This window comes from Sphingomonas sp. Root710, assembly GCF_001429065.1.
Classification (GTDB): Bacteria; Pseudomonadota; Alphaproteobacteria; order Sphingomonadales; family Sphingomonadaceae; genus Rhizorhabdus.
The window spans coordinates 1,578,434-1,601,457 of sequence record NZ_LMIB01000001.1 but is presented as its reverse complement, the minus strand read 5'-3'; the positions used below and the strand labels follow the sequence as shown (position 1 = coordinate 1,601,457).

The window sequence follows — 23,024 nt, the reverse complement described above, 5'->3', positions numbered from 1 at the left end:
GCGCCTTAAAAAAAAGAGGGTAGAAGCTTTTTTTAATCAGCTAAGGGAGAAGCGCTGTGCTCAAAGCATCTCAACGGGGAAATGCTCCGTCGGTCGGTTTCACGGCCAAAGCCTGGTCGCTTTCGTCAAGCGTAGCAATTTCGGCATTTTTGCTGTCATGCCCAGCTTCAGCGACGGCGCAACCGTTCGATACCCCATCACATGCCGCGCCCAGCGCAGGGCAGGTCGCCGAAGGTTCGGACCTTGGCGAATCGACCGATATCATCGTCACTGCGCGCAAGCAGTCCGAGCGGCTGATCGACGTTCCGCAGTCGGTTACGGCAGTCTCGGGCGCGGATCTCGTCAGGCTTAACGCCACGCAGTTTCGCGATTTCGCCAACACTCTGCCCGGGCTGCAATTCACCACGTCCGGCGCCGGCCAGACCCAGGTCAACATTCGCGGCGTAACGACCGGAACGTCCGGTTCGCAGACCGTCGGCATCTATATCGACGACGTACCTTATGGTGCTAGCACCTCCTACGCGCAGGCTGGTCAGCTGGCCCTCGATCAGGGACTTTTCGACCTCGACCATGTCGAGGTGCTGCGCGGCCCGCAGGGCACTCTTTACGGGGCGAGCGCGCTCGGGGGCGTCATCAAATATGTTCCGAACGCGCCGGACACCGGCGAATTCGGCGGAACCGGCCAAGTCGGCATTTCGTCGACTCGCCACGGTGGGACGAGCTACAATGGCTCGGGAGCGGTCAACGTACCGATCGCTACAGACAGGGCTGCAGTGCGCGTCGGAGGCTATTATTCGCGCGACGGCGGCTTTGCAGATAATGTCGCACTTGGTAGTAAGAATGTCGATCGTTCACGCGTTTACGGCGCCCGCATCGACCTGCTGGTGAAACCAACCGACCGGCTGAGCATCCGCCTGGTCGGCACAGGTCAAAATGTCCGCCGCGAAGGCCGAGGGACGATCGATTACAACTTCGACCGCCGCCCCCGCTATGGTGATCTGCAGCAGAATCGCCTGGTTCCCGAAGCTTTCGATCAGAACTTTCGCCTGGCGAGCGGTACGCTGAGTTATGATTTCGGCGGCGCGGAGCTGACCTCGATATCCAGCTATCAGACAGTCCGCTCGGTGGTACGCCTCGATTATTCGGCGCTGTTCGTGCCGCTGTTGAGCGCGGCTGCCGGCATCCCGCTACGTTCGATCGGGGTTAGGCTTGATCCGAAAACAGACAAGTTCGTCCAGGAAGTACGGTTGCAGTCAGCCGGAAAAGGCACGTTTGAATGGCTCGTCGGCGGCTTCTACACCGATGAGGACAGCAACTCAAAGCAGCTCATCACCGGCACCAATCCGAACGGGACACCGTTCCCGCTTGCCATTTTGGATGTGCAGTTGCCGGCCAAGTACAAGGAGTTGGCGGCTTTCGGCAATTTGACCACCAATTTGACCGACAAGCTTTCGGTAACCGGTGGCATACGCTATGCGCACAACAAGCAGCGCTTCGCACAGACCGGCGGCGGCCTGCTCGGGGCTGCCACGCCAGCACGGAAATCCGACGAGAATGTGACCACCTGGCTTGCCAGCGCGCAGTACAGGTTCAGCCCAGATGCCAACATATATGCACGGTACGCAACCGGTTACCGGCCTGGCGGCCCCAACGCGGTTGCTAACAATCCGACGACAGGCCTGCCTCTGGCGCAACCCACCTTCGAGGCCGACAGACTCAAAAATTACGAGGTCGGGTTCAAGGGACAGACGGCGGATCGTAAGTTTGCAATCGACCTCGCAGGCTATCGCATCGACTGGAGCAACATTCAGCTGGTCGTTACCAGAAATGGCCTCAGCCTCATCTCAAATGCATCAGGTGGAGCGCGTATCTGGGGCAGTGAACTGACAATTACGGCACGGCCCACCCGAGATATCACCGTCACCGGCGCCTTCGGATACACCGACGCAACTTTGACCGCAGCGGATGCAGATTTGGGCGCGCGGAAAGGTGAGCGTCTGCCCGACGTTCCCAAGTTCACCGCGGCGGTCACTGCGGACTATGCATTGTCAGATGTCAGCATCAAACCGCGATTTGGCGCGACGGTCCGTTTTGTCTCCGATCGCCAGACCAGTTTCGACGCAAGTCCAAACTCTCCGCAATATGATCTCGGAGACTATGTCACGGTCGACCTTCGTGCGGGCATTTCCGTTGGCGGTTTCGATGCACAGCTTTTCGCTCGCAATCTTTTCGACGTGCGCGGACAGCTTTCAGGTGACGCAAGGCTATCGTTGGCGGGCGGGCCAGTTCAGGTTGCGGTCCTGCAGCCCCGTACTCTCGGCGTAAGCGTGTCGAAGCGCTTCTGAACATGACCGTGAATGTCGCGAGAAGAGGGCAACCTTTTGAGTGGCGTTTAGCGACCGCTGGCGTCTTAAGGCCATCCGCATTCATCGATGTTGAAAGTTTCCTGAGGTGAGGCGGTCGCTGGGTCGTGTAAATAATATTGAGGATCTGCGCTGTTGCGCGCGGCGCCGGCTTCCACGACCCGTGTTCGACTATCTGGACGGGGGTGCGGACGATGAGGTGACCCTCAAGCGGAATCTCTCGGCTTGGACGCACATCGAACTTATCCCCGACACTATGGTCGACGTGTCGAAAATCCGTACGGCTACCAAGCTTTTTGGGGAGAGGGTCTCCTGGCCGCTGATGCTGTCGCCAACCGGGCTGACGCGCATGTTTCATGGTCAAGCCGAACTGGCAGTTGCGCGCGCGGCTGCTCGGCACGGACTGCTCTATAGCTTGTCGACCATGGGAACGACCCCGATCGAAGCTCTGGCGGCGGCATTCGATGGTCCGAAGGTCTTCCAGATCTACATCTTCCGGGATCGCGGTCTCACGCGTGAGCTTGTCGCGCGCTGCAAGGAGGCTGGATTTCATGGGCTGACGCTGACGGTCGACACGCCGGTCGCTGGCAATCGGGAACGCGATCGGGTCAGCGGCTTCTCGCTTCCTCCCCGGTTGTCGCTAGCGTCGCTGTTGAGCTTTGCTCTTCATCCGGGTTGGTCTCTTTCCGCGCTGACGGGCGCCAAGTTCGACCTCGCCAATGTCAGCCACCGCGTCGACGCCTTGGCCGGCGGGCCGATGAGCCTCTTCGATTATATTGGTGGACAATTTGACCGCACTCTGACTTGGCGAGACGTCGAGTGGCTTGCAACTGAGTGGGGAGGTCCGCTCGCCATCAAGGGAATCATGACCCCTACTGGCGCCATAAGGGCAGTCGCCTCCGGGGCGACGGGGGTCATCGTCTCCAACCATGGTGGTCGACAGCTCGATGGCGCGCCCGCGCCGATCGACCAGATCGCTCCGGTTCGCGACGCGGTGGGTAATGGGGTGGACGTCATCTGTGATGGCGGCATCCGGCGCGGCTCGGACGTCGTCAAGGCCTTGGCGCTTGGCGCGACCGCTTGCTCGATCGGGCGTCCCTATCTCTATGGCTTGGCGGCGGGAGGCGAGGCCGGAGTCGATCGGGCCCTGTCGTTGCTGTTGGATGAGTTCCAGCGCACGATGGCGCTCGCTGGCATTAACGACATTGCCAGTCTCGCACGACGGCATGTTCGACCTTCAAGGGACCGGCACCGACCTCGTCCAAGCTGCGCAGGGCGCGCACAGGCTGGCGGCAACCCTGAGGTCATCCATGAAGTTTAAATTCTCTTTCGAGCTGCTATAGGTGTATGTTAGGCCAAATCGCTGTGTCGGCTCCTTTTCGTGTGATGTCTGAGAAGGAGCCGGTTGCCGACTGACAGCTTCGGCCGCACAACTGCAATAGCTGCCGTTCGCTGACGAAGCGCCTAATCGCGGCTCCCACCCCATAGCGGACGCCCGGCCGCTGCCCGCACGAACGACAGGTGTAAAGACGATATTTCTGTCAGTTGAATGGCTGCTATTGACGCGCGTAGCTGCCAGACGGTTTGACGCCGACCGAGCGGCAGCTTCCAGCAGGAGCGGTCATTCACGTCCGGGCCGCTGAACGTCGTAAAATGGTCGAAAGCTGCTGACCTGTCTATCTCGCTCGGAGCGGCAGCTTTCGTGCATCTAGCGCCGAAACCCGCCAGTCCGCTCCCGGCCCAAAATCCGTCACTGGGCAGAGATGCGCAGGGCATCAAGCGTATCTGGCGTAATCCGCCCTGTTGGAGCAATTCGGCAATCTTTCTGAAATTGCATCAGCGCAACCTTGGTCTCCGCCGTGAGCGTCCCGGTGATCGCTCCCGGCTCATACCCAAAGGTTTTCAGCGCAATCTGGACTTGCCGGACGATTTCCTGAAATTTGGATGTGTTCCCCTTCAGGGTCACAGGCGGTCGATTGGTCGTCGCCGGCGGCGTATAGGCTGGGACGGGTGGCGGCGTGTAGAGCGGAGCGCTGTACGAAGGTGAATAGCCGCCTGAGCCCGATCGATGCGAACTATGGCTGCTGTGCGAACTGTGGCTGCTGTGCGAACGGTGTGACGCCAGATTGAATAGATGATCTTGCGAGAATTTTAGGAAGATTGCGGGCTCCAAAGGTGACTTTGCTGCCTCCACCCCATCAGCAAACGGAAGGGCGGCGTTAGCCAGGCCTGACTTCATGAAGCCCGCTGCGGCCAGGCTCGAGATCAAAAAGCGTCGTTTGCTCATAAAGGAATCAAGCCCCCCATTGCGGTCTCGGGATGCCACGCAAAGAAACCGGAACACTCTGCCTTCTGAGTGCAGGAATCACATGCCTGGGCGTATTGCCGCTTCCAGTCGGAAATGGATGGAACGACCAACTCGCGATAGGCGGCTGGCACGGTGCATCGTGGGAAATTGAAGAGCCGAACGGGTATCCCGCGCAGCTCGGCCAGATCGACAGCCTCGCTGATCGAACTGAAATCCTGTCCATGGTCCCAATAAAGCTGCGCCCAGCGCCCTCGCGCAAAACCGATATGCTCCAGCTGCATGATCGACCACTGCTCAATCGGCTGCAGATTGGTCGAGACAAATCTGGCGAGCGTGGACAGAATGGCCACATTTTGCTGCACAACCACCGTGCGTAGCTCGATGCGGGCGCCCGCCATGATCAGGCGAGCTAACCCCGCTTCCAGCGCATCAGCCGCACCGGACTTACCGACGATCTCATCGTGAAGTTTCGGGTCAGCGGCATAAAGCGGGATGCCCCAGGCGACCTTGCCCCATAGCGGCTGCCGCAGCCGATCGATGTCGTCGTCAGTAAAATGCTGCGCATTGGAAAGTACATGGAAGCGCAGGTCGGGGCGATTACGGAGCACGTTCTCGATCAGTTCGAACAGCTCGTTTTTGTAGAGTGTCGGCTCGCCACCAGAAATGCCAATCAGGGCGCTTTCGTCCGCGAGCCGGCAGGCCTGCTCCAACAAAGCAAAACGGTCGACGTGGGTCTTCTTGGGCGGCTGCGAACACATGACACAGAGCTGATCACACCGCTCGGTGACGAGCAGCGTGTTATGGTTTGAACCTGAGCGAAACAACCGTTCGACACGGCCCGCATCGGGATCGACCAGAACGACGTCCCCATCGAGATCGTTGGCCGGCACCCCTTCGATCTCAACCAGACCATGATCGCCAGCGAAAATCGCAGAGTTCACGCTTTCCTCGATCAACTGAGCTTGGTTCCTGACACCGGCGTCGCGGCCGAGCCTTGTGACATAGGGTACGCCGGGCTCGGCCTGGGCGGGTAGGACCAGCGGGATCAAAGCTCGTCCCCCAGTACAATGTTGTCGCCGCGGACCTTCAGCCAGCGGCGCAGCGAATATTGGACCGCCGGATCGGGATCGTAAATCAGGTCGAAAGCAAGATCGAAGAGGCTCAAATGCCGCTGGCAGAAGGCCGTTTCCTCGCGTGGCAGATCGATCGTCCCATATCTCGCCAGGTCATCGATAACGTCGCGGCCGCAATAGGGCTGATAGGCGCAGGCCGCACAGGTCGGATCGTCGCGATTGTCACAGTGCGCATTGATCACCTTGCGCGCTTCGCTGTCCCAGCCGTTGATCACGTCACCGATCCTGAGATCAATCACGCCCGAGCGCGTCAGCATCCGGGCTTCGTCAGTGGGGTAAACCGCACCATCATAGTCAACGACGATATAGTCGGTGCCCACAGTGTTCGGATTGCGCAGGTCCACATGCCGGTCGTGTCCTGGCTGGAAGATGCGCCGGAGAATGATCGAGAAATAGCTTTCCTCTAGCACGCGGCTGCGATCGGCCCAGTTGCGGACGATTAGAGCGCGCATGAACTGCGTCTGATAGCTCAGCCACGCTTGCTCGACATCCCGAGCGTGGCTGTGCCGCTTTCGGGCAAAGCCCTGATAGTTGATGGGCCGCAAGAATATCTGGTGAAGCCCGCGCTCGACGAAGGCATCTATGAGGCTATCGATGGCCGGCGGGTCACGCGGGTCGATTGTCGGAAGTGCCGATACCTTGTCCGGCCCATAGCATTCGATGATCGTCGCCAGATTAGCGGCAAACGTATCCGTGGCAATCGAGGTCAGTGTCCGCTGGCGTTGGTGGATATTCATGGGTCCATCGAGCGACGTGCTCACATGGAGGTTTTTTCGCCCAAGCAGTTGCAGCGTCGCCTCATCGAGAGTGGCCAGATTGGTGCAGATGACGAAATCCGCTCGTTCGAAACGATCGCAGGCCGCGATCACAGCTTCGATTAGGTCCAGCCGAAGCGTAGGCTCCCCACCCTGAAACTCGATCTTGATCGAAGGCGTGTCGAGGCCTCGGAGAAGGGTTAGCACGGCTTCGAGCGTAGCGTCAGACCAGTCATAGCCTTGGGCGCGCTCGTCCGCGCGCGAAACCTGACAGTATGAGCAGGACAGATTGCATCTAAGGGTCGGGACTAGGATGAGGTAGTCCAGCCGCTCTACAGACGAAGAACGCCGTGCTTCGCCGTACAGAGCCGCGAGGTGCGACAAGCCGCCCTCGAGTTCGATAACGACACCCCGTTCGACCAGCGCCGCTCGCTCCGTTTCAACCAGCGCATCTTGGCGCCAGCGATCGAGCAGCGCCTCATCACTTCGAAAAAAGCGCCCGGCGGTATCGATATAAAGAGCGCGGCCGTCAGCACCTGCGCGCGCTCGCAAGGAGACCGCGGTCATAGCGGCGCCTCCGCCATTGCTGGCACGCTACGATATGGAAGATGCCCCCGCACTTCCTTCCCCCTTCTTTCCTACCAGAACGGATTCTGAGGGCGCATTCAAGGCTCGGGAAACTACGCTGTCCAAAACGGATCAAATTCCCGACGCCTCAACCAAACCGACAAAAGTGGACTTTTCACGTGCACCGATCAGGCGCAGCATGGGTCAATCGACTCAGGAGATGGTGATGAAGGCTCTTTCCGTCGTTCTCGCTGCAGCCCTGGCCTTTTCGGCAGCCGCGCCGCTAGCCGCTGCTCCTTGCCGGGATGCCAAGGGCAAGTTTATCAAATGCCCAGAGAAGGCGCCCGCTAAAAAGCAGGTTTGCAAGGACGCCAAGGGCAAGTTTGCAAAGTGCGGAGCGCCTGGCGCGAAAGCCGCCTAAGGACGTCACAGTTCGTGTTTACGCGCGCCGGAAGAGCCGCCGGCAATTTGGCTCCCTAAGGCCCAAACATCGCCGATCAGACCGCAAAGAGGTACGGCGCGATCCCATCGCTCGTTATACAAGTGAAATTATAAGGCCGAGACCGCCAGCATCAATGTAAGGCCGTCAACCTCTCCTGCCAGTGGGTTTTCCGCTTCGCAAAGAATGCCTGGGCAGATTTCCTACCCGCGGTTGATACCGAAGGAACGTCGCCGGTTGAGACCAGTTTGGTCATCGCCGCCTCGGTCTTGATGACGTCCTTCAAGGCAGCTTGATCGGAAGATGAGACGGAGAGACGCACTTCGTAGATAGCCAGGGCGAGATCATTCATCGCCATTCCCTCCGCGATTACACTATCAACGGATGACTGCGATTGCAGCGAATATTTCTGGAAGTCGCCGGTAAGAATATTCGGCAGCCAAGCCGGGAGGGTGAACGACATAGGTGATGGCGACCCCGACCCATTATCGTATACCGTCAGTCCATTGAGCGAATTGAACAGATAGTCGTTGGTTCCCGTGACCAGATAGGTCGCGCCCGGCGTTCCCAAGGCAGACATCCAGTCCCTTAGCTTGATAGGGGCTTCGGGCGAGATCGACTGATCGATGACCATGGCAGTGGGTTCGGCCGCATCGGTCGCGACCAAGATGACCGGCGCGACGTGATGTCCCCAGCTGATCTCGGACGTCAGCCCCAGAGGATCCTTCACATGAAGGAGTTGACGCGACAATAGGGATGCCCGTGCGGGGGCTATCGCCCAGATTTTAGACACCGGCAGATTGTTCTTGCGCGCCAGCATCGCGACAAAATGCGCTCGATCTTCGCACGAGCCCACGACATAGCGATATTCGACTTTCTCGGCCTGGAGCAGCGCAAAGAACGCATCGATCTGCGCTTTCGTCGCAATGCCCGATGCAGGATTGTCGGGCATTCCCCCGAGCAGAAGATTATTCTCCTCGACCCGCACGAACTCGCCGGTCGTCGGCGGAAAGGGCTCGGCAACGGCCGGCTGCCATGCGGTCAGCGCGACGAACGCCGTGAGCTGGACGGCCGACGCTCTCATTTCTTCACCTTGATGCCATTGAGTGCTTCCAGCGCCGTCGCGCGTGCGACCGGTTTGGGTGAGACATTGTCGCAGCTACCAACCAGCGAAAGATAGGCGCTTTCGATCGCCGCCTGAGCGGCGACGCCGAGATTGGGGAATGCCGCCTTGCTGACGACGCACGTTTTCCCGTCGCTGATCTGCTGAACCGCGAAGGCCGTCAGGACGGTGCCGGACATGTCGATTGTGGCGGACGCGAGGCCAAGAAAATCCGGCGTGCCATTGGCACTTGTCGTGAGCGCCAAGTCAGCGGCGGATTTAACAAGCGTCTTGACCGTGTCGTAAGTTTCGACATTCAACGGGCCCAACAGCTTGTTGACCTCCCGCAGCAATGCGATGTCGGTAAGACCGATCACGACCGCCTGGACATTGCTTGAGCTACCCTTGAGCGTCGAGTTGGCGGCGATCGCGCCCAGGCTGAGCGATGCGTTGATATCGAAATTATCTGCAGCAGCGACCACCCGGATCGCTTGGCCATATACCAATTGCGTGCGTCCATCGGTCGATAAACAGGTTTTGGAACGACTCCAATCCTGCACGAGCACCCTGCCGCTCCCATTCGCGCCGAGCGAACCGATGGGCAGGCCCAGTTTGCCGGCCAGGCTTAAGGACATTTCTGAGTTCAGCAGACGGAATGTCCCAAGGTCGGCGAGTTTCGGCGGGTCGGCACAGACAAGTGGGTCCGCCGGACTGCGTGCATTATCAGGTGCGACGACCGGAACAGCCGCTTTCGTCATAGGGACATAATCTTCGGCCCGAACGGCCGTCGACCCCAGCAAGATTACGACCAGGGAAATCAGTCCAATTCGCATCAGAGCCCCCTCCGCGTGCATTGAGCGAATGAAATTAAGGCAAATCTCGTAAACTAGCAATCGCCCGACTGCGCCAGATTGGCGCTATTAATCACCGAGATTGATGAATTGGCGGCACGCAAGCGCACTGTTGTCGGGCATTGGAGCGGCCCACATCGAATTCACCGCTGCATAATCAAATTCGCATCCCTTATGTTTACTATCAGAACATTGAAGTCTGGCCGCCCGGTGCAATCCAAAGCTGATAATACTCTCCTTTGCATCGTCGAGACGGACGGTGCATACGGCGAGGAGCTGGCCGTCGAAAGGCACAATGGCGATGAAATCGTCATCCAGAAGCCTTATGAGCGCGATCATCTGGCTCGCGCAGTGCAACGGGTCCTAACCCATGTCTCAATCTGACGCTCTCGATCTTGTCGCCACGGCAATAGTCGATTTTTGATGCGGTACCTGCACAAAGATTGAGTTTTGGACCAAGAGTAATCGCGCAGACGAAATAGTTTCGGCCTGGGCTGCGCAGCAAGTCGATGTCAGACGAGCGGCAGCTTTTTAAAAGCTGACGTTCGCCCCTCTGCAACTGAACGACGTTTAGTGCTTGCGAGCTGGCGTTTTAGGCGAGCGGGTGTGAACGGCACGTCTAGCCGGATATTGTCCCGAAGCTGCCTGTCCGCTCACGGCTCAAAAGCGATCAACAGCTACGACGACGAGGCTCCTCCTGCGATTGAATCTGGGTGTCCTATCGGTGCTCGAATCGATCCATTATCGGCCAATTGGCCGGGGTTCGTGTCCTTCTACCGGACCGAATTTTAGCAGTGGACCACGAAGGGGCCACGAAACAGGGCGGCGCTAAAAACCCCAGCATTATTGGGATAATTAGCGCGGATGTGAGTCCTGTAAGAGCACCAGACTTCCAGCAATATAAAGACTGAGCTTCCTACGGGAGACCCTTTCGGTTGGGTTTCACAGTGGGGATGGAGTGGGTAGCCTTTTTGGCGGTTCTGAGCATTCAACCACGCGAAAGCGCGTTGGATTGATGGCTCGATCGACCAACATGGTCCATATCAGCCCGTGGGAAGCGACGGTGGGTTTGCTGACTCACAGCGCAAAGCTGCTTCCGGTAGGAGGCCCGCTTGTTCGGTATGGACCGTACTTCCAGCAGGGAGTGGAGACGGCACCCTCGAATATGGCCTTTGACGAGAGCCTTCGGGCGCGTGACCGCCGGTGGGGCCTACGCCCGTTGGAGGAGGTGATCGGCTTGGCGGAAAGCCTTGGGCTGCATCTGGAAGCGGTCCACTCGATGCCAGCGAATAACCTCACGATCGTCCTGCGGAAGCGTGGGTGAAGGGTGGGAGCCAACTGACCTGCTGCATGTCGTTCGCCTCACCGGGGATGAGCTTAAGGGTTATGGGGGGTAAGGGTTGGTGGCTGAGCGCTGCCTTCCGAGTGGTCATCCGACCAACGCCCACCTACACTGAGTTGAACACGCGTTGAGTGCGATCGGTTGCCTGCTTCCGGAAACGCGCCGTCACCGAAATCGCATCCTATGTTATCGGCCCGATTTTCGCCGGTTATCCTCCAGGCACAGCATTTGGCAATTGGCCGCCACGGTTTTGCCACCACTGTGCCAAGGATCGATGTGGTCTGCTTCCATCTGCTGAATCTCGAAATGGTCCTTGCACACAGGGCAAATGCCCTGCTGCTGCTCGTACGCTTCCCGCTTTTGGCTCTCGCTGAAGGTGCGGATGCTTAGGTGCCGCTCCTTCCCCGAGAGAAGGTAGAGATAGATGCCCTTTTTGCTCCCAACTTCATCGTCGAGCATCAAGGTCCTCACCTTTGTTTCAAGATCGGTGGAATCCCATGGGAGCTTACCATACTCGTTATACAGATCGCCCCATTCAATGCCTTTCATTTCGCGTCGATAGGTGGGGAAGATCGATTTGACCCAATCTAGCACCTTTTCGAAGTACGCCCATAGTTCGGCCGCATCGGCATCGTTTTGATGCTTTGACATGTACTGCTCGATATCGCCATCGACGGATATCCACCTGATGATCGTCTCAAGGTAATCCTGCCGGATCGGTGTACCAGCAAGGTAGTCACGCCCAAGCGCGGAGGCGGGGCAGTTAGGCCTGCTGAAATACCTCTTCGCATCTGAAACCCACGATCCATGATAGACCGCGTTGCGAAGCTCCTGATCGGTTAGCCGTTCACCCGCGATGTTAATGGTCTTGAACCATTCCAGCTTCTCGCTGTCGCTCCCCTCGCAACGGTAAACGGTAAGCTTATACGCGAGCATCTTTTCGCGCTCGTCCTCTTGCAGATTATGGAAGGCACGGACTTCTGAGAAGCTACCGAGCTTCACAGAGAATTCGCCCTCCACATACTGGCAGAGCGAGATGGTCCGTTGCTGGCCGTCAATGACCTCGAATTGGTCCTCGCCTTGGACCGACCAATACATGACGTTGAGTGGAAAGCCGCTGTAAACGGTTTCGACAACGGCATCGCGTTGCCGATCCTTATAGATGAACTCGCGTTGATATGCGGGACGAATGTTCAATTTACCCTCATATCCGACAACGCCCCCTTCGGCATTGTCCTTATATCCGGCGGCAAGCTCCCCGACCGTGATCTCCGTCAGCTCGATCTTCAAGCGATGGGCCTCCTCTTTCGGATGAAAAGGCGAGCGTACATTCGCTTCCCGTTCAAATATGCGCGGTCAACCTTGCCGAGCCACCCGTCCTTCACCAGTTTGGATAGCCTGCCTGTTTTTACATCATAGTCGGAGCCAACGATCTCAAACTGGTCGGGGTTGTATTTGTCCAAAAAGGTGATTGGCACGCCCATGATGCCATCATAATCTTTTGGAAGATCGTTCACGCGTCCAACTTCAATGGCTTTAAAATTATCGTAGTCTGGATGCGCCACTGGATCGTAGTTGCGATAGAGAATGAGCCGCTCGTGGCGCTTTTCGTTGTCCATATTCGTGAACCAGCACGTATTATTCGACGAAACCATTCGCCGCCCGTCCTTATCGATCCGCGCTTCGCTACCGTGCATAGGGTAGTGGTCTGGCACGATAAAACCGGAGAAGTTGCGATTGCTGTTAATACCGATCCAAAGCTTGTTTTGGCGGATGAGCTCGAACGTCTCTTTGTATGAGATCGCGTTCCACGTGCCAATGATAAGAAATTTCTTATCGTGCTTAATCATTTGCGCCAGATACTCACGGAATAGCGAGAACGGCGGATTGGTCACAACAATATCAGCTTGCTCAAGAAGTTTAACGCATTCCGGTGATCTAAAGTCGCCATCACCGTCCAGGTTTTTAACACCAATCTCGTTAATATCAGGTACTAGATTTCCATTCTTATCGCCAAAATACTCTAGCCAAATAGCTTTCTCAGCCTGATTTTGGCTGAATAAGTCAACATTGTCATTCTTATAACAGGTTGTTATAAGCCTCTTCAGCTTGAGTTTTTCAAAATTATACGAAAAGTAGTGAAAAAAGTTACTGATACGCGGATCGTCACAATTACATAGAACCGTTTTACCATCAAAATGCTGGCGATAGTGCTTTAACTCCTTTTCGATATCCGAGAGCACGGTATAGAATTCGTCACTCTTACTGGATCGCGCATTTTTTAAGGTCTGGTTGGTCGCGTTTCGAGCCATTTTAGATGCGATAGTCCGCTGTTCGATGTTTCCGCTAGGAGACTACCTTACCGTCCGGGGCGGTCAAGTTTTGTTCTCCTGGCATGTCACCGCACTAACCGCTTGAGAGCGCAGGCAACATCAAGATGGAAGGCAAGCGCCCCGCGCTCCCGCCGCGATGTGTCCCACAGTGCCCAGAGTACCCCGCTGAGAGACATTTCGCGACCGGTGCCCCGAGCCCATCGACATCGGCCGCCGCTGCTCTCTGACCAACTCTGCGGCCCGGCCCCACCCGGTCTGATCGCGCCAACTACCGACATCAACCCAAGGCCCCTGGAGCAATCCGGCGGGCCTTTTTATTGTCCGCGAAAGGGACCAATCCATGATCATCATCCGCACTTGGGAACAGCTGGCGCAAGCGTTGGCTGGACCGCTCGATGCTTCCCTGCACCAGATCCTCAGCGAACACCGCGATCGGCTGCAGGAGTTCGCCCACTACGATCTGCGCGAACTGTGTTGCTTCGTGATTGTAGAGCCCGGCGATCAAATGAATGCCGTCGAAGCCGTTCGAGGCTTCCCCATCGGTACCGAGCCTGAATACGAGATCGTACACGACAACTGTACGGAGACCGTTTGGATCGTCTCGGACGACGGATTTGGTTGGGTGCTTTTGAAGCCCGACTAGGCGCGCGAGTCGAACTAGACCGTTTTATACAGTAATATCAGTATCTTATATGAGGAAGAGAGGCCTCAGCTCGGTCGTAATTCAATCGAGCAAGTCGCTCATCCGGCAATCCAACGCCGCCGCCACCCGCTCGACCACAGTGATGGTCGGGTTCTTCACCACCCGCTCGATGCCACTGATGTAGGTCCGATCCAGGCCAGCTTCATCGGCCAAGGTCTCCTGCGACCAGCCGCGTTCCTTACGCAGCTTCTTCATGTTTGCGGCCAATCGCTTCCGGACGTCCATCGTCCAGACTGAGCGGGAATGTTGCCGTTTGTACCACGGACTATGAATCTCATTTTTTCTAGCGTTCGCCCGACGTGCCGATAAATGATCGGTATCGGGTGGCTATCATTGCGCCTCTGCAACGAGCGAGGCATCATCAACCCAACAGGGGGAGACAAGCATGGAGTACGAATACAAAGTAATCGATGTAGCTGATGGCTCCATTAGCTCTGTATTACTAGGCGAGGGCCGTATCGAGACGTCAGTTCTGGAAGCCTACATCAATGCAATGGCGGCGGAGGGCTGGCGCATGATCTTCATGGAAAAGGTCATGCAGCGCCATGTTGTCATCAGCGATCGCGAAACCCTCATGATCACGTTTGAACGGCGGGTACCCGAGGCGGAAAGGGCAACCCGTGCAGCCCGTGTCATCGATGACGTGATTGCAGCAGAAAATGGCTCGAACCGGCAGGGCATGAAGGCAGCGGCTGGGTTCGCAGGACTGGCTGTCGGCAGCGCCATCTTGGGCTCGATTCTTTCGAGTGATGGGGAGGCCTGACCATGGACATACAGGCAAAGGTCGCAGCCCGACGTGCTGAATTGGAGCAGCAGGCCAAACTTACTCGGGAACAAGATGCGGCTGCGGCGGCTGCACGGATGGCTGCTCAGCAGAAGGCCGAAGAGGACGCTCTGGAGGAGATCGCAGTCGAAATCTCCAGCGAGACCGTACAGGTGGTGCGCGACGGCGACGGCCTCGCGATCGTTCCTTCCAATGCTCCAGAGCCTCTAGACATGCGAGGGATGAAAAAGGCTCAGATTGAGCGCCTATTCAGACGGGAAGCTCGCAAGGCCTGGACGCCCGGCGAGAACTGGCTGGTGATCGGCAGCATCACCGCTGGGGCCTGTCTGATCTTCATGCCTTTCGTCGGCATCCCGCTATTGGTGTTCGGCTTGTGGCGAAGGTCCGTCACCATGAACCGGCACAAGGAACGTCTCCGGGCGAAATATGCTGACCTAGCTGAGCAGCACCGCGCAGCTTCCTAGAACCACCGCATCATCATCACCGCAATCAGGCGTCTGGGAGAGATTCCGGGCGCTCTTTTTCTTTGTCCGCAACGTGGAGCAACGCACATGATCATCATTCCAAGCTGGGTGGCCCTTGATGCGGGGTTGAAGCGCATCCTCCATCAACGTCGCGATCAGCTACGTCCTGCTCGCGTCGCTCGCTATCGCTTTCCTGCAAGGGGTGATGGTTGTGCTCGTCATGATGCTCGGCCTGACCCTACTATGGGGCCTATGAGCTTGTGCTGTTCATCCGGCGACACGCCGATACCGATGCGGAACTCCTGACTGCCTGTGAACGGGCGCTGGCCGAGACCGCGCCTTAGCTCGACATCGATCGCACAGACCTCATCAAGTCCCTGCGGTCATATACCCCCCGGCGCTATTTACGTGCCGTTCGCCCGCGTCCCTCGCCAGCCGATGGGGCGCTTTTTTATGCCCACCGAAAGGAAGAACCATGACCCCACTCCTAAGCCGGGAGGCGATGCCTGGTGACCATGGCACGCCGCATCCAACCGACTTGCCCCCGGCCGTTGCCAATACCATCGACCAAGTTGTTGGCGGCGAGATTGCCTTCATCTGCCCGCACGATGCGACAGTGTGGTCATGAAGTTGATCGGCTACATCCTCGCCGCGTCGATTGTGTTGGCCATGCTCCGGGTGACGCTCGCGGCAATCGTAGCGGTCTATCTACTGACGTTGATCATCTGTGCCGCGATCAGGCCGAAGGAGACGTTCGGCTTCCTCGTCTATCTGTTGGTCTGCTTCATGCTCGACCACCACCTTGTCGCCACGCTTGTAACGGTCCTGGCATTCTTCATCGTGGGCACGGTGATGAAGAGCCGGCGCGACGGCTAGGCTAAGGCGAATCGGTCACCGTTGAGCGATCTGATTCGCGCTGTTGGTTGACGAGGGACTGCGGCACCGGCGCTCACCACCAACCGTCGCGCCATCGCTGCATCCACGATTAAGTTCATAAAACTGGTTCGCGAATTTCGAACAGGTTTAAGCCACTTTGTACCCAAAATATATTTTCATCACGGCAAAAGGCGTAGTCCCAATAAACGCGAAAATCCGGGCCCGAGTGGCCGTTGACCGCGCGACGATCACTTCATAGCTCGGGGGTGTCACTAGCAAAAAAAGGAGAAAATCATGCTAGATAATGTTCCGGGCAACGTGCTCAACTACGCCGAAATGGCGAGGGGTCTTAAGGCCGAACTGGCCCGCGCGAATGAAGAGACCCTCGACGAAATAATCTGCCTTCTCGCGCGATCGGGATACGACCGGCCCGAAATCCTCGAAATTCTAACTGACCTGATGGGCAGCACGCGTGCGGCAACGGCGTGGTGCGACCGAAACGACCTATTGGGCAACGATCGCTGGTGGAATTGGCTCAGCGACTTCGAAGCTGGGACCGAGGCCCCTTGGCTCCGTTGGGGCAAAGTCACGGTGCACTAAGCCCAACCGCTCTGCCGTTTCAATCAACTACTGGGGAGCGTCCATCGCGGCATTCCCCCCAAATTTCCCAAGAGAATAGTTATGAGTACCAATACCATGGAGGTCTTCTCTTCCGAGAGCTCCACCGGATCATCACAGCCCGCCGCCCGACAGGCGCGCCGGCTCGATCCCAACGCTTTTCCCGATGCGCCGCCACCGTTATCGAACACCCCGCCGCTCACGCTCAACAATGTCACGCACCTGCTCGCGGAAACCAGCATTTCCGCCCGGTTCGACGTGATCAAGAAGCGCGTGGTCGTGCAGTGGACCGATGGCAGTGCCGCCAGCACAAACGATATCGCCAGTATCGCCAACCTGAACCGGATACAGGGTCAGTGGCTGCTGCCCTTCATCTACGAAATCGCCAATCGAAACCGGCACAACCCGGTCGCCGACTGGATCACCAGCAAGCCTTGGGACGGCACCGACAGACTGCCTGCGTTTTACGCAACGGTGCAGGCGGCCCAGGACTATCCCGCCGGCCTCAAAGATATTCTGCTGCGGCGCTGGATGCTGAGCGTGACTGCGGCGGCAACCCTGGACAGGCGCTTTCACTGCCGAGGCGTTTTGACGCTGCAGGGGCCGCAGGGCATCGGCAAGACTAGCTGGGTCGCGAGCCTGCTACCCGATGGTCAGATGCGCAACGACTTCATCAAGCGCGACCACCATCTTGATGCAGCCAACAAGGACTCGATCCTCGGGGCCATATCGCACCTGATCACCGAAATCGGTGAACTTGACAGCTCGTTCCGCAAAGACGTGGCGCGGCTAAAGGGCTTCCTGACCAACGATTGCGACAAGCTGCGCCCGCCCTATGCCCGCAGCGACGTCGAGCTCGATCGCCGCACTGTCTTCGCCGCGACGGTCAACGACGAGAACTTCCTTGTCGACGCGACCGGGAACACGCGGTTCTGGACGATCGCGGTCGAAAAGCTCGATTTCCACCACAAGACTGACATGCAACAGCTCTTCGCGCAGCTCCAATGCGATCTCGACAACGGCGCACAGTGGTGGCTCACCAGTGACGAGGAAAAGCAGCTGGCTGAATACAATGTCCGGCATCGCAGTGTCAGCGCTATCGAGGAACGGCTGGGCGATTTCATCGACCACGACCGGATCGGCTCGGACGCGAAATACATGACTGCGATCGAGGTGCTCAAGGCCATGGGCATCACCAATCCGTCGAACAGACAGTGCAAGGAATGCGGCACCGTCCTGCGCGAACTGCTCGGCGATCCAAAGCGCGTAAAGGGTAGGGACCGTTGGCGTGTACCGATTGCCGGCGGTCTGACCTTCGAGCCCCTCGCGCGCGGCAACCGTCCGGGGCCCGATCCCGAGGACAAGTTCTAGCATGCAAGGTGGGGGGATGGGGCGGCAATCTCGTTGCCTCATCCCGCTGCTGAGGTCGGGCTAGGCCGCCCTCGGGAAGTTGCCTTTGCCGCTACCCCATCCCCCCACCTGCAGCCGATTTCCAATCACCGATCCGGCCGCGTCCTGCGCGCCGGTCAACCACTCATCACGCCTATGAAAAGGAGACACCATGAAGGTGAAACTTGATGCTAACACTTGCCTCACCGCTTATTGCGAACCGGGCAAAAAGAAGATTGTGCTCTGGGACGAAATCGTCACCGGATTTTGCCTGGAAGTCCGATCATCCGGAGGAAAAACGTATTATCTGCGATTCTTCGATCAGGCCAGGCGCCAACGGCAGCATAAGATCGGTGCCTACGGCGACATCACCTTCGATCAGGCCAAAAAGGAGGCAAAGCGGCTCCGTTCGGAAGTGACCCTTGGTGGCGATCCAGCCGCTAAGAAAGAAGAGAAGCGCGCGGTGCCGACCTATGCGGTGCTGGCCAAACAACATCTCGAACACGCCAAGACATATCAGCGCTCCTACGATACAACCGAAATGTATGTCCGCCGGCACATCGTTCCGCGCTGGGGCAAGCTCAAGCTGACCGAGATCCACCAACAGGATGTCGCGAAATGGCTTGCCGTTAAGGCCGACGAGGGGTTGGCTCCGGCGACCGTCGAGAAAATCCGCGTGATCTTCAGCCGATCGTTCGAGCTAGCCAGCCGCTGGGGCATCATGGGAAGCGAAAAGAACCCGGTCAGGGGGATACCCCGCCGCAAGTTCAACAACGCCGTAGAGCGCTTCCTGACAACCGCAGAGGCCAAGCGGCTGCATGTCGCCGTAGAGGCGTCCCGAAACACGCAGCTCAAGCATATCGTTGGGCTGCTATTGCTGACGGGGGCACGTGTTTCCGAACTACTGAACGCCAAGTGGGAACACGTCCACATCGATCGGCGGTCCTGGCTAATTCCGGACTCCAAAACCGGGAAGCCGCGGCATGTTCCGCTGTCGCAACCAGCTATAGGCGTCATCGAACAACTGCCTAGGTTCAAGGACTGCCCTTATCTGATCCCGAACCCGGAAACGCTGAAACCCTTCGTGTCCATCAAGCACGGTTGGGATAAGGCGCGAAGGGATGCCAGGTTGTCGGATCTTCGAATCCACGACCTTCGGCACTCGGCCGCATCGTTTATGATCAACGCCGGAATCGACCTCTATGCGGTAGGCAAGGTGCTTGGTCATGCCGATCACAAATCGACCATGCGCTACGGCCATCTGGCGAACGCTACCCTCCTGGCGGCCGTCGAGGCGGGTGCGGCCAAGCTACAGGTCGATTGGGCCTCTGCCGGCTAATAATACTACCGCAATCATGATGCGGACACCTTGGGGGGCGTGTGCAATCGCGTCCCCCGCAATTTCCAACTTAAAAATCGAGAATGAAATGAACATGCAGAAATTTGACCTAGAGGCGATCAAGGAGACCGCGGAAGCAATCTTGGGGGCCAATGAGCGGCCGAACAAACGAGAGTGCTGCAATGCCCTGATATACGCCTGCATCGAGGCTGAAATGACCGCAGGCGATCAGATCGTGGCCAGCGTCCACATGATCGCTCCTGACCTGAAGAAAGGGTTCATTGGGATATTGCTGAAAAAGCCTCTCAAGGATGCTTCTGATAAGCCCTTCTGGCGGAAAGACCCGATCGCGGGTTACGTGCTAAACTAATCTATAAAATGCTCGCAGGGACTTCTGCCTTTTTGGTGGATAGACCCTGCAAGCGGATTATCGCAATCCGATCTCGACAGATCAGGCCCGCGTTATTTGCTCCGTAAGGGCGCCTGTGGGGCCGTCCATCATTCCCGTGCCCCCGAGAGGGCCAACTGGCCATGTCGCCGTCTGAGGGGGGCTTAGAAACCGAATTTCAGAGATCGGCGCCTGCGCCAACTAGCCCGGCAACCTGTCCGAGGGCGCGCGGATGCAGGGAGGTGCAATCAGAAGATCATCGGCGGGCAGTATGTTGATAGGCGATCAACTCAACGGCCTTGGTAGCATCTCCGCGTTTCAAGTATCGTCCCATCAGCTCGCCACCAGCCGCTTCAACGGATTCCACCTCATACAGATCAAGCCGCTTGTCAGGTCCGGGCGATAGGCGGAAGAGTCGCCCGCTAACGCGACAGTAGACGTCTTTGGTTTTCGGCCACGGCGTCCATTTGCAGTCTGCTCCTGATAACAGGCGGTTTTCAGCTGCGGCCTGCTCTCGGCGCTTCAGTTCTTGGTAGCGGGCCTCCTGCTCAACGCGAAGGCGCTCTTCCTCGCGCTCAACGTGTTCCTGGAGAACGCCAATGATCGCGGGCATTTCAGTGCCGTCTGCCTTCTCGGCCTCATAAATTGCGAGGCATCCGGGCCGAAATTCATCGCGGGCGAAATCGGAATATCGTTCCTCGGCAAAGGCACGGAGCCGTTGCTCTACATCGCTTGTCGAGAGGGCAGGGCCTTCCATGCGGTTTAAATGGTCGCGCAAGTCGGCGGCTGGCACCCAGCACGCGATAGCTGATTTCACGAGTTGCTCGCGGGGGCCATTCCACTTGGTCCACGCCGAGTTCCCTCGATCAAGCTTCTTAACGATGTCCTGCGCGAGCTTGATGACCACGTATGGGTCTTTGATGTGGCGCAGGGACGGGCTTTTCATGTGTTCGAAAAGCAACCCCTTCACTACATTGACGCGATCGTCATCGACCACGGCTTTCCTCCATATTGCGCCGACCCGACATTATGTAGGTGCTGCGCATGTCGCTTTTCCAGTTCCGTCCTATCTTAAAACCTCAGTGAAGGGCGCGCCACCTAATTGCTCGAAAAGTCACTTAATATCACGAAAATCCACCAAATGCGTTTTCTTTGTTGACCTTCCCACGCTTGAGATGCACAAGAATGCACGTAATGGAACGTCAATGGATGAAACGGAAGGAAACGCGAGATGAGCACTGCAGGTGTCTTGATTCCATTCAGCGCTATAAACGGGTTTGAGCCGGCCGCGCGTCAGGCGATCATGTCCTATATCGAGAGCCAAATGGGCGCGCTGATGGACGTCGGAACGGGAGCGACGGATCGTCCCGAAACAGGGCTCGCCAAGCTCAATGTGTCTGGAGCAAAAGCCTTTCTCAACAATTGCAATGAGAAGAGCATGGCAATTCTCGCAGAGATCGTGAAGCGCGATGGCGATTTCATGATGTCACACATTGGTGCACTGACTGGCGACTCTAACGCCCAGCTTAAGGGCGCGTGGGCCGGCCTCACCAAGCGCGTCCGCACTGTCACTGGCGATCCTTCTGCCACCCTTCTCGGGTGGTTCAAGGAAGGTGGTGACTGGCATGGAATAATGGCCGCTCAGACCGTCGCGTCGATGAGAGTCGCTCTTGCGGAAAGAGCATAGGGGGAAACAATCATGGCAAAGCAAACAGCTTACGGGCGTTATCTGATCGCAAGTGTGTCTAAGGGAGCGGTGTGGCAAGCCCGCGCGTTCCGCAAACCAAAGTCGGGAAAGCGCATCATCGCGAGTGATGTTGCCGAACGAGATTCGGAGAGAGCGGCTATCGACGCGATAAGGGCCGACCTCGATGTTGCGCGGGCCGCTAAGATTGCCGCGAGAGGTGAAAGCGGCATCCCCACGCCAGAAGAGTATTTAGCGGCGCTGAAAACCATCTCGATCACCGACGGGCAGCGAGCAATGCTTACGGCGCATTTCAAAGCGCCTGGACGCACAATGACGGCGACCGAACTTGCCAACGCAGCAGGATATAAAAGCTGGTCGTCAGCAAACAGTCAGTACGGTTTGCTTGCTCGCAACGTCGCGGAAGAATTGGAATGGGAGCCGCCTTTACACCATGGCGTACCCGTCTGGACCTTCGCCCTTGCCTGTGAGGCTGAGCAGGCGGCTGGAAAGGAGGAGCTGGACGGTCAGCATTGGAAATGGACTTTGCGTGGCGAACTCGCAGAGGCGCTTGCCGCATGGTAGAGTCAGTTGCCCCTAAGACCGTGCGATACGTCAAGCTAGGCGAAGGCGGCGCGTGGGAGGAAGATTGCTTTGCACGCGGCATTTTGCGCATGGGCTTCGGCTCCGATGTCGAACAGGGCTTCGCGCTTTGCCTAGCCAAAGATTGGGACGGCTTTGCCGCTATGTGGCGCGAATACGGCCGGACTCCGAGCGTAGCGACACGGTTTGCCAACGAGACGCGTTTCTTCGTGGAGGATGACGGCTCCACGCTTTGGATCACATTTTCGGGCCAGCGGTTGCTTTGGGGCATGCTAGATCCGGGGGGGCATCTGACGCGCACCTATGACGGCGACAGCACCTATCGCCCCCTCGTTGGCGGATGGCGCGACCACGATATTCATGGCACGCCCTTGATTAAAGGCAATTTGGCTGGAGATCTCGTGAGCCTTGCCGCCTACCGTGGCACCTCATGCAATGTCCCTCGACCCGACTATGTTATACGCAAGGTCAACGGTCACCGGGCGAACGAGGTTGAAGTCGCCGAGGTTGCCTTGGCTGTCATGCAAGAGGCAACGCTTGCCGTAATCCGAAGCCTTCAACCTAATGACTTCGAGCTTCTGGTTGATTTGATTTTCACTCAGAGTGGCTGGCGTAGGGTCGGTATTCTCGGCCGAACCCAGAAGACCTTGGACCTGGATATCATTCTCCCGAGCACCGGAGAGCGGGCGATGGTGCAGGTGAAGTCCACCACAAGCTCATACGAGTTGACCCAATACATATCACAGCTTGAGCCAGACGGGCCGCACAAGCGCCTGTTCTACGCGTTCCATTCTGGCGAGGCTCAAACGTCAGATCCGCGCGTCAGTGTCCTTGGACCCGAACGCATAGCCGCCATGACGCTCGATGCCGGGCTTATGAGATGGGTGATGGATAAGGTTGGCTGAAGCAGGCCTCTTCCGACAATAGTAGGTATAGAGGAGGGCAGAATTTTGGAAATCGTCCATCCAAGGCACTTTGAGTAG

At 57.6% G+C, this 23,024-nt stretch carries 25 protein-coding genes; 15 read left to right on the top strand and 10 right to left on the bottom strand.

Going from position 1 to position 23,024, the window contains the following annotated elements:
* The first annotated feature begins 56 nt into the window (after positions 1-56).
* Both ASE00_RS07510 and ASE00_RS07505 read left to right on the top strand, forming a co-directional pair.
* Positions 57-2,345, top strand: a complete 2,289-nt coding sequence (locus ASE00_RS07510; protein WP_082594506.1) for a TonB-dependent receptor — start codon at positions 57-59, stop codon at positions 2,343-2,345.
* A 106-nt stretch (positions 2,346-2,451) separates the two neighbouring features.
* On the top strand, positions 2,452-3,684 hold the full coding sequence (locus ASE00_RS07505) for an alpha-hydroxy acid oxidase (RefSeq protein ID WP_268801344.1): 1,233 nt from the start codon (positions 2,452-2,454) through the stop codon (positions 3,682-3,684).
* A gap of 429 nt (positions 3,685-4,113) precedes the next feature.
* Here the strand turns inward: ASE00_RS07505 and ASE00_RS22845 are convergent, their stop codons facing one another.
* The 3 genes from ASE00_RS22845 to hxsB are packed head-to-tail and all read right to left on the bottom strand — an operon-like array spanning position 4,114 to position 7,126.
* Complete coding sequence (locus tag ASE00_RS22845) at positions 4,114-4,650, bottom strand: peptidoglycan-binding protein (RefSeq protein ID WP_082594505.1); 537 nt, start codon at positions 4,648-4,650, stop codon at positions 4,114-4,116.
* Positions 4,647-5,720 carry a His-Xaa-Ser system radical SAM maturase HxsC gene (hxsC, locus tag ASE00_RS07495; RefSeq protein WP_056378665.1) on the bottom strand — a complete coding sequence of 358 codons (1,074 nt, stop codon included), beginning with the start codon at positions 5,718-5,720 and terminating at the stop codon, positions 4,647-4,649. Before hxsC ends, ASE00_RS22845 begins: the two co-directional genes overlap by 4 nt.
* Positions 5,717-7,126: a His-Xaa-Ser system radical SAM maturase HxsB gene (gene hxsB / locus ASE00_RS07490; protein WP_056378662.1), complete on the bottom strand. Its 1,410-nt coding sequence runs from the start codon at positions 7,124-7,126 to the stop codon at positions 5,717-5,719. The genes hxsC and hxsB overlap by 4 nt, the downstream gene beginning before the upstream one ends.
* A 16-nt stretch (positions 7,127-7,142) precedes the next feature.
* Here hxsB and ASE00_RS24015 point away from each other — a divergent pair, with 16 nt between their 5' ends.
* Positions 7,143-7,547, top strand: coding sequence for a hypothetical protein (locus ASE00_RS24015; protein ID WP_235538563.1), 405 nt, complete (start codon positions 7,143-7,145; stop codon positions 7,545-7,547).
* A gap of 151 nt (positions 7,548-7,698) precedes the next feature.
* Here the strand turns inward: ASE00_RS24015 and ASE00_RS07480 are convergent, their stop codons facing one another.
* From ASE00_RS07480 to ASE00_RS07470, 3 genes are all read right to left on the bottom strand, one after another.
* Entirely contained in the window at positions 7,699-8,649 is a 951-nt protein-coding gene (locus tag ASE00_RS07480) for a protein-glutamine glutaminase family protein (protein ID WP_056378660.1), read from the bottom strand.
* Positions 8,646-9,500 (bottom strand): hypothetical protein, encoded by an 855-nt coding sequence (locus ASE00_RS07475; RefSeq protein WP_162256421.1) that lies wholly within the window; start codon positions 9,498-9,500, stop codon positions 8,646-8,648. The genes ASE00_RS07480 and ASE00_RS07475 overlap by 4 nt, the downstream gene beginning before the upstream one ends.
* Positions 9,501-9,587: 87 nt before the next feature.
* The gene (locus ASE00_RS07470) at positions 9,588-9,857 is read right to left on the bottom strand and encodes a hypothetical protein (protein WP_056378655.1); all 270 of its coding nucleotides are present in this window, start codon (positions 9,855-9,857) and stop codon (positions 9,588-9,590) included.
* A gap of 676 nt (positions 9,858-10,533) precedes the next feature.
* Between ASE00_RS07470 and ASE00_RS07465 the strand changes: the two genes are divergently transcribed.
* Positions 10,534-10,842, top strand: coding sequence for a DUF938 domain-containing protein (locus ASE00_RS07465; RefSeq protein WP_082594504.1), 309 nt, complete (start codon positions 10,534-10,536; stop codon positions 10,840-10,842).
* 204 nt (positions 10,843-11,046) lie between these two features.
* Here ASE00_RS07465 and ASE00_RS07460 read toward each other — a convergent pair whose 3' ends face one another.
* Both ASE00_RS07460 and ASE00_RS07455 read right to left on the bottom strand, forming a co-directional pair.
* Positions 11,047-12,150 carry a GmrSD restriction endonuclease domain-containing protein gene (locus ASE00_RS07460; protein ID WP_056378653.1) on the bottom strand — a complete coding sequence of 368 codons (1,104 nt, stop codon included), beginning with the start codon at positions 12,148-12,150 and terminating at the stop codon, positions 11,047-11,049.
* Entirely contained in the window at positions 12,147-13,172 is a 1,026-nt protein-coding gene (locus ASE00_RS07455; RefSeq protein ID WP_056378651.1) for an adenine-specific methyltransferase EcoRI family protein, read from the bottom strand. The genes ASE00_RS07460 and ASE00_RS07455 overlap by 4 nt, the downstream gene beginning before the upstream one ends.
* A gap of 361 nt (positions 13,173-13,533) precedes the next feature.
* On the opposite strand from ASE00_RS07455, the gene ASE00_RS07450 reads away from it, so the two are divergent.
* Complete coding sequence (locus ASE00_RS07450) at positions 13,534-13,836, top strand: hypothetical protein (protein ID WP_056378649.1); 303 nt, start codon at positions 13,534-13,536, stop codon at positions 13,834-13,836.
* A gap of 81 nt (positions 13,837-13,917) precedes the next feature.
* Here ASE00_RS07450 and ASE00_RS07445 read toward each other — a convergent pair whose 3' ends face one another.
* Positions 13,918-14,121 carry a helix-turn-helix domain-containing protein gene (locus tag ASE00_RS07445; RefSeq protein ID WP_056378647.1) on the bottom strand — a complete coding sequence of 68 codons (204 nt, stop codon included), beginning with the start codon at positions 14,119-14,121 and terminating at the stop codon, positions 13,918-13,920.
* A gap of 160 nt (positions 14,122-14,281) precedes the next feature.
* Here ASE00_RS07445 and ASE00_RS07440 point away from each other — a divergent pair, with 160 nt between their 5' ends.
* The 7 genes from ASE00_RS07440 (at position 14,282) to ASE00_RS07410 (ending at position 19,736) form a co-directional block, all read left to right on the top strand.
* A complete protein-coding gene (locus ASE00_RS07440; protein ID WP_056378645.1) occupies positions 14,282-14,659 on the top strand; it encodes a DUF4177 domain-containing protein in 378 nt (125 codons plus the stop codon).
* A 2-nt stretch (positions 14,660-14,661) separates the two neighbouring features.
* The gene (locus tag ASE00_RS07435; RefSeq protein ID WP_056378644.1) at positions 14,662-15,144 is read left to right on the top strand and encodes a hypothetical protein; all 483 of its coding nucleotides are present in this window, start codon (positions 14,662-14,664) and stop codon (positions 15,142-15,144) included.
* A gap of 624 nt (positions 15,145-15,768) precedes the next feature.
* On the top strand, positions 15,769-16,020 hold the full coding sequence (locus tag ASE00_RS07430) for a hypothetical protein (RefSeq protein ID WP_056378641.1): 252 nt from the start codon (positions 15,769-15,771) through the stop codon (positions 16,018-16,020).
* A gap of 294 nt (positions 16,021-16,314) precedes the next feature.
* Positions 16,315-16,620 (top strand): hypothetical protein, encoded by a 306-nt coding sequence (locus ASE00_RS07425; protein WP_056378639.1) that lies wholly within the window; start codon positions 16,315-16,317, stop codon positions 16,618-16,620.
* A gap of 81 nt (positions 16,621-16,701) precedes the next feature.
* Entirely contained in the window at positions 16,702-18,009 is a 1,308-nt protein-coding gene (locus tag ASE00_RS07420) for a VapE domain-containing protein (protein ID WP_082594503.1), read from the top strand.
* Between the two features lie 190 nt (positions 18,010-18,199).
* Positions 18,200-19,366, top strand: a complete 1,167-nt coding sequence (locus ASE00_RS07415; RefSeq protein WP_056378636.1) for a site-specific integrase — start codon at positions 18,200-18,202, stop codon at positions 19,364-19,366.
* Between the two features lie 94 nt (positions 19,367-19,460).
* Positions 19,461-19,736 carry a hypothetical protein gene (locus ASE00_RS07410; RefSeq protein WP_156405308.1) on the top strand — a complete coding sequence of 92 codons (276 nt, stop codon included), beginning with the start codon at positions 19,461-19,463 and terminating at the stop codon, positions 19,734-19,736.
* Positions 19,737-20,010: 274 nt separating this feature from the next.
* Here the strand turns inward: ASE00_RS07410 and ASE00_RS07405 are convergent, their stop codons facing one another.
* A complete protein-coding gene (locus tag ASE00_RS07405) occupies positions 20,011-20,751 on the bottom strand; it encodes a hypothetical protein (protein ID WP_200957884.1) in 741 nt (246 codons plus the stop codon).
* 234 nt (positions 20,752-20,985) lie between these two features.
* Here ASE00_RS07405 and ASE00_RS07400 point away from each other — a divergent pair, with 234 nt between their 5' ends.
* The 3 genes from ASE00_RS07400 to ASE00_RS07390 are packed head-to-tail and all read left to right on the top strand — an operon-like array spanning position 20,986 to position 22,946.
* Positions 20,986-21,441, top strand: a complete 456-nt coding sequence (locus ASE00_RS07400; RefSeq protein ID WP_056378631.1) for a hypothetical protein — start codon at positions 20,986-20,988, stop codon at positions 21,439-21,441.
* 12 nt (positions 21,442-21,453) lie between these two features.
* Entirely contained in the window at positions 21,454-22,023 is a 570-nt protein-coding gene (locus ASE00_RS07395) for a hypothetical protein (RefSeq protein WP_056378630.1), read from the top strand.
* Positions 22,017-22,946 (top strand): hypothetical protein, encoded by a 930-nt coding sequence (locus tag ASE00_RS07390; RefSeq protein WP_056378628.1) that lies wholly within the window; start codon positions 22,017-22,019, stop codon positions 22,944-22,946. Before ASE00_RS07395 ends, ASE00_RS07390 begins: the two co-directional genes overlap by 7 nt.
* Positions 22,947-23,024 lie beyond the last annotated feature (78 nt).

Coding starts and splice junctions, on each gene's coding strand:
- hxsB (WP_056378662.1), bottom strand. CDS start 7,126: ATGACCGCGGTCTCCTTGCGAGCGCGCGCAGGTGCTGACGGCCGCGCT.
- ASE00_RS07470 (WP_056378655.1), bottom strand. CDS start 9,857: ATGATCGCGCTCATAAGGCTTCTGGATGACGATTTCATCGCCATTGTG.
- ASE00_RS22845 (WP_082594505.1), bottom strand. CDS start 4,650: ATGAGCAAACGACGCTTTTTGATCTCGAGCCTGGCCGCAGCGGGCTTC.
- ASE00_RS07435 (WP_056378644.1), top strand. CDS start 14,662: ATGGACATACAGGCAAAGGTCGCAGCCCGACGTGCTGAATTGGAGCAG.
- ASE00_RS07400 (WP_056378631.1), top strand. CDS start 20,986: ATGAGCACTGCAGGTGTCTTGATTCCATTCAGCGCTATAAACGGGTTT.
- ASE00_RS07395 (WP_056378630.1), top strand. CDS start 21,454: ATGGCAAAGCAAACAGCTTACGGGCGTTATCTGATCGCAAGTGTGTCT.
- ASE00_RS07430 (WP_056378641.1), top strand. CDS start 15,769: ATGAAGTTGATCGGCTACATCCTCGCCGCGTCGATTGTGTTGGCCATG.
- ASE00_RS07415 (WP_056378636.1), top strand. CDS start 18,200: ATGAAGGTGAAACTTGATGCTAACACTTGCCTCACCGCTTATTGCGAA.
- ASE00_RS07390 (WP_056378628.1), top strand. CDS start 22,017: ATGGTAGAGTCAGTTGCCCCTAAGACCGTGCGATACGTCAAGCTAGGC.
- ASE00_RS07465 (WP_082594504.1), top strand. CDS start 10,534: ATGGCTCGATCGACCAACATGGTCCATATCAGCCCGTGGGAAGCGACG.
- ASE00_RS07480 (WP_056378660.1), bottom strand. CDS start 8,649: ATGAGAGCGTCGGCCGTCCAGCTCACGGCGTTCGTCGCGCTGACCGCA.
- ASE00_RS07425 (WP_056378639.1), top strand. CDS start 16,315: ATGCTAGATAATGTTCCGGGCAACGTGCTCAACTACGCCGAAATGGCG.
- ASE00_RS07475 (WP_162256421.1), bottom strand. CDS start 9,500: ATGCGAATTGGACTGATTTCCCTGGTCGTAATCTTGCTGGGGTCGACG.
- ASE00_RS07450 (WP_056378649.1), top strand. CDS start 13,534: ATGATCATCATCCGCACTTGGGAACAGCTGGCGCAAGCGTTGGCTGGA.
- ASE00_RS07420 (WP_082594503.1), top strand. CDS start 16,702: ATGAGTACCAATACCATGGAGGTCTTCTCTTCCGAGAGCTCCACCGGA.
- ASE00_RS07445 (WP_056378647.1), bottom strand. CDS start 14,121: ATGGACGTCCGGAAGCGATTGGCCGCAAACATGAAGAAGCTGCGTAAG.
- ASE00_RS07440 (WP_056378645.1), top strand. CDS start 14,282: ATGGAGTACGAATACAAAGTAATCGATGTAGCTGATGGCTCCATTAGC.
- ASE00_RS07455 (WP_056378651.1), bottom strand. CDS start 13,172: ATGGCTCGAAACGCGACCAACCAGACCTTAAAAAATGCGCGATCCAGT.
- ASE00_RS07410 (WP_156405308.1), top strand. CDS start 19,461: ATGCAGAAATTTGACCTAGAGGCGATCAAGGAGACCGCGGAAGCAATC.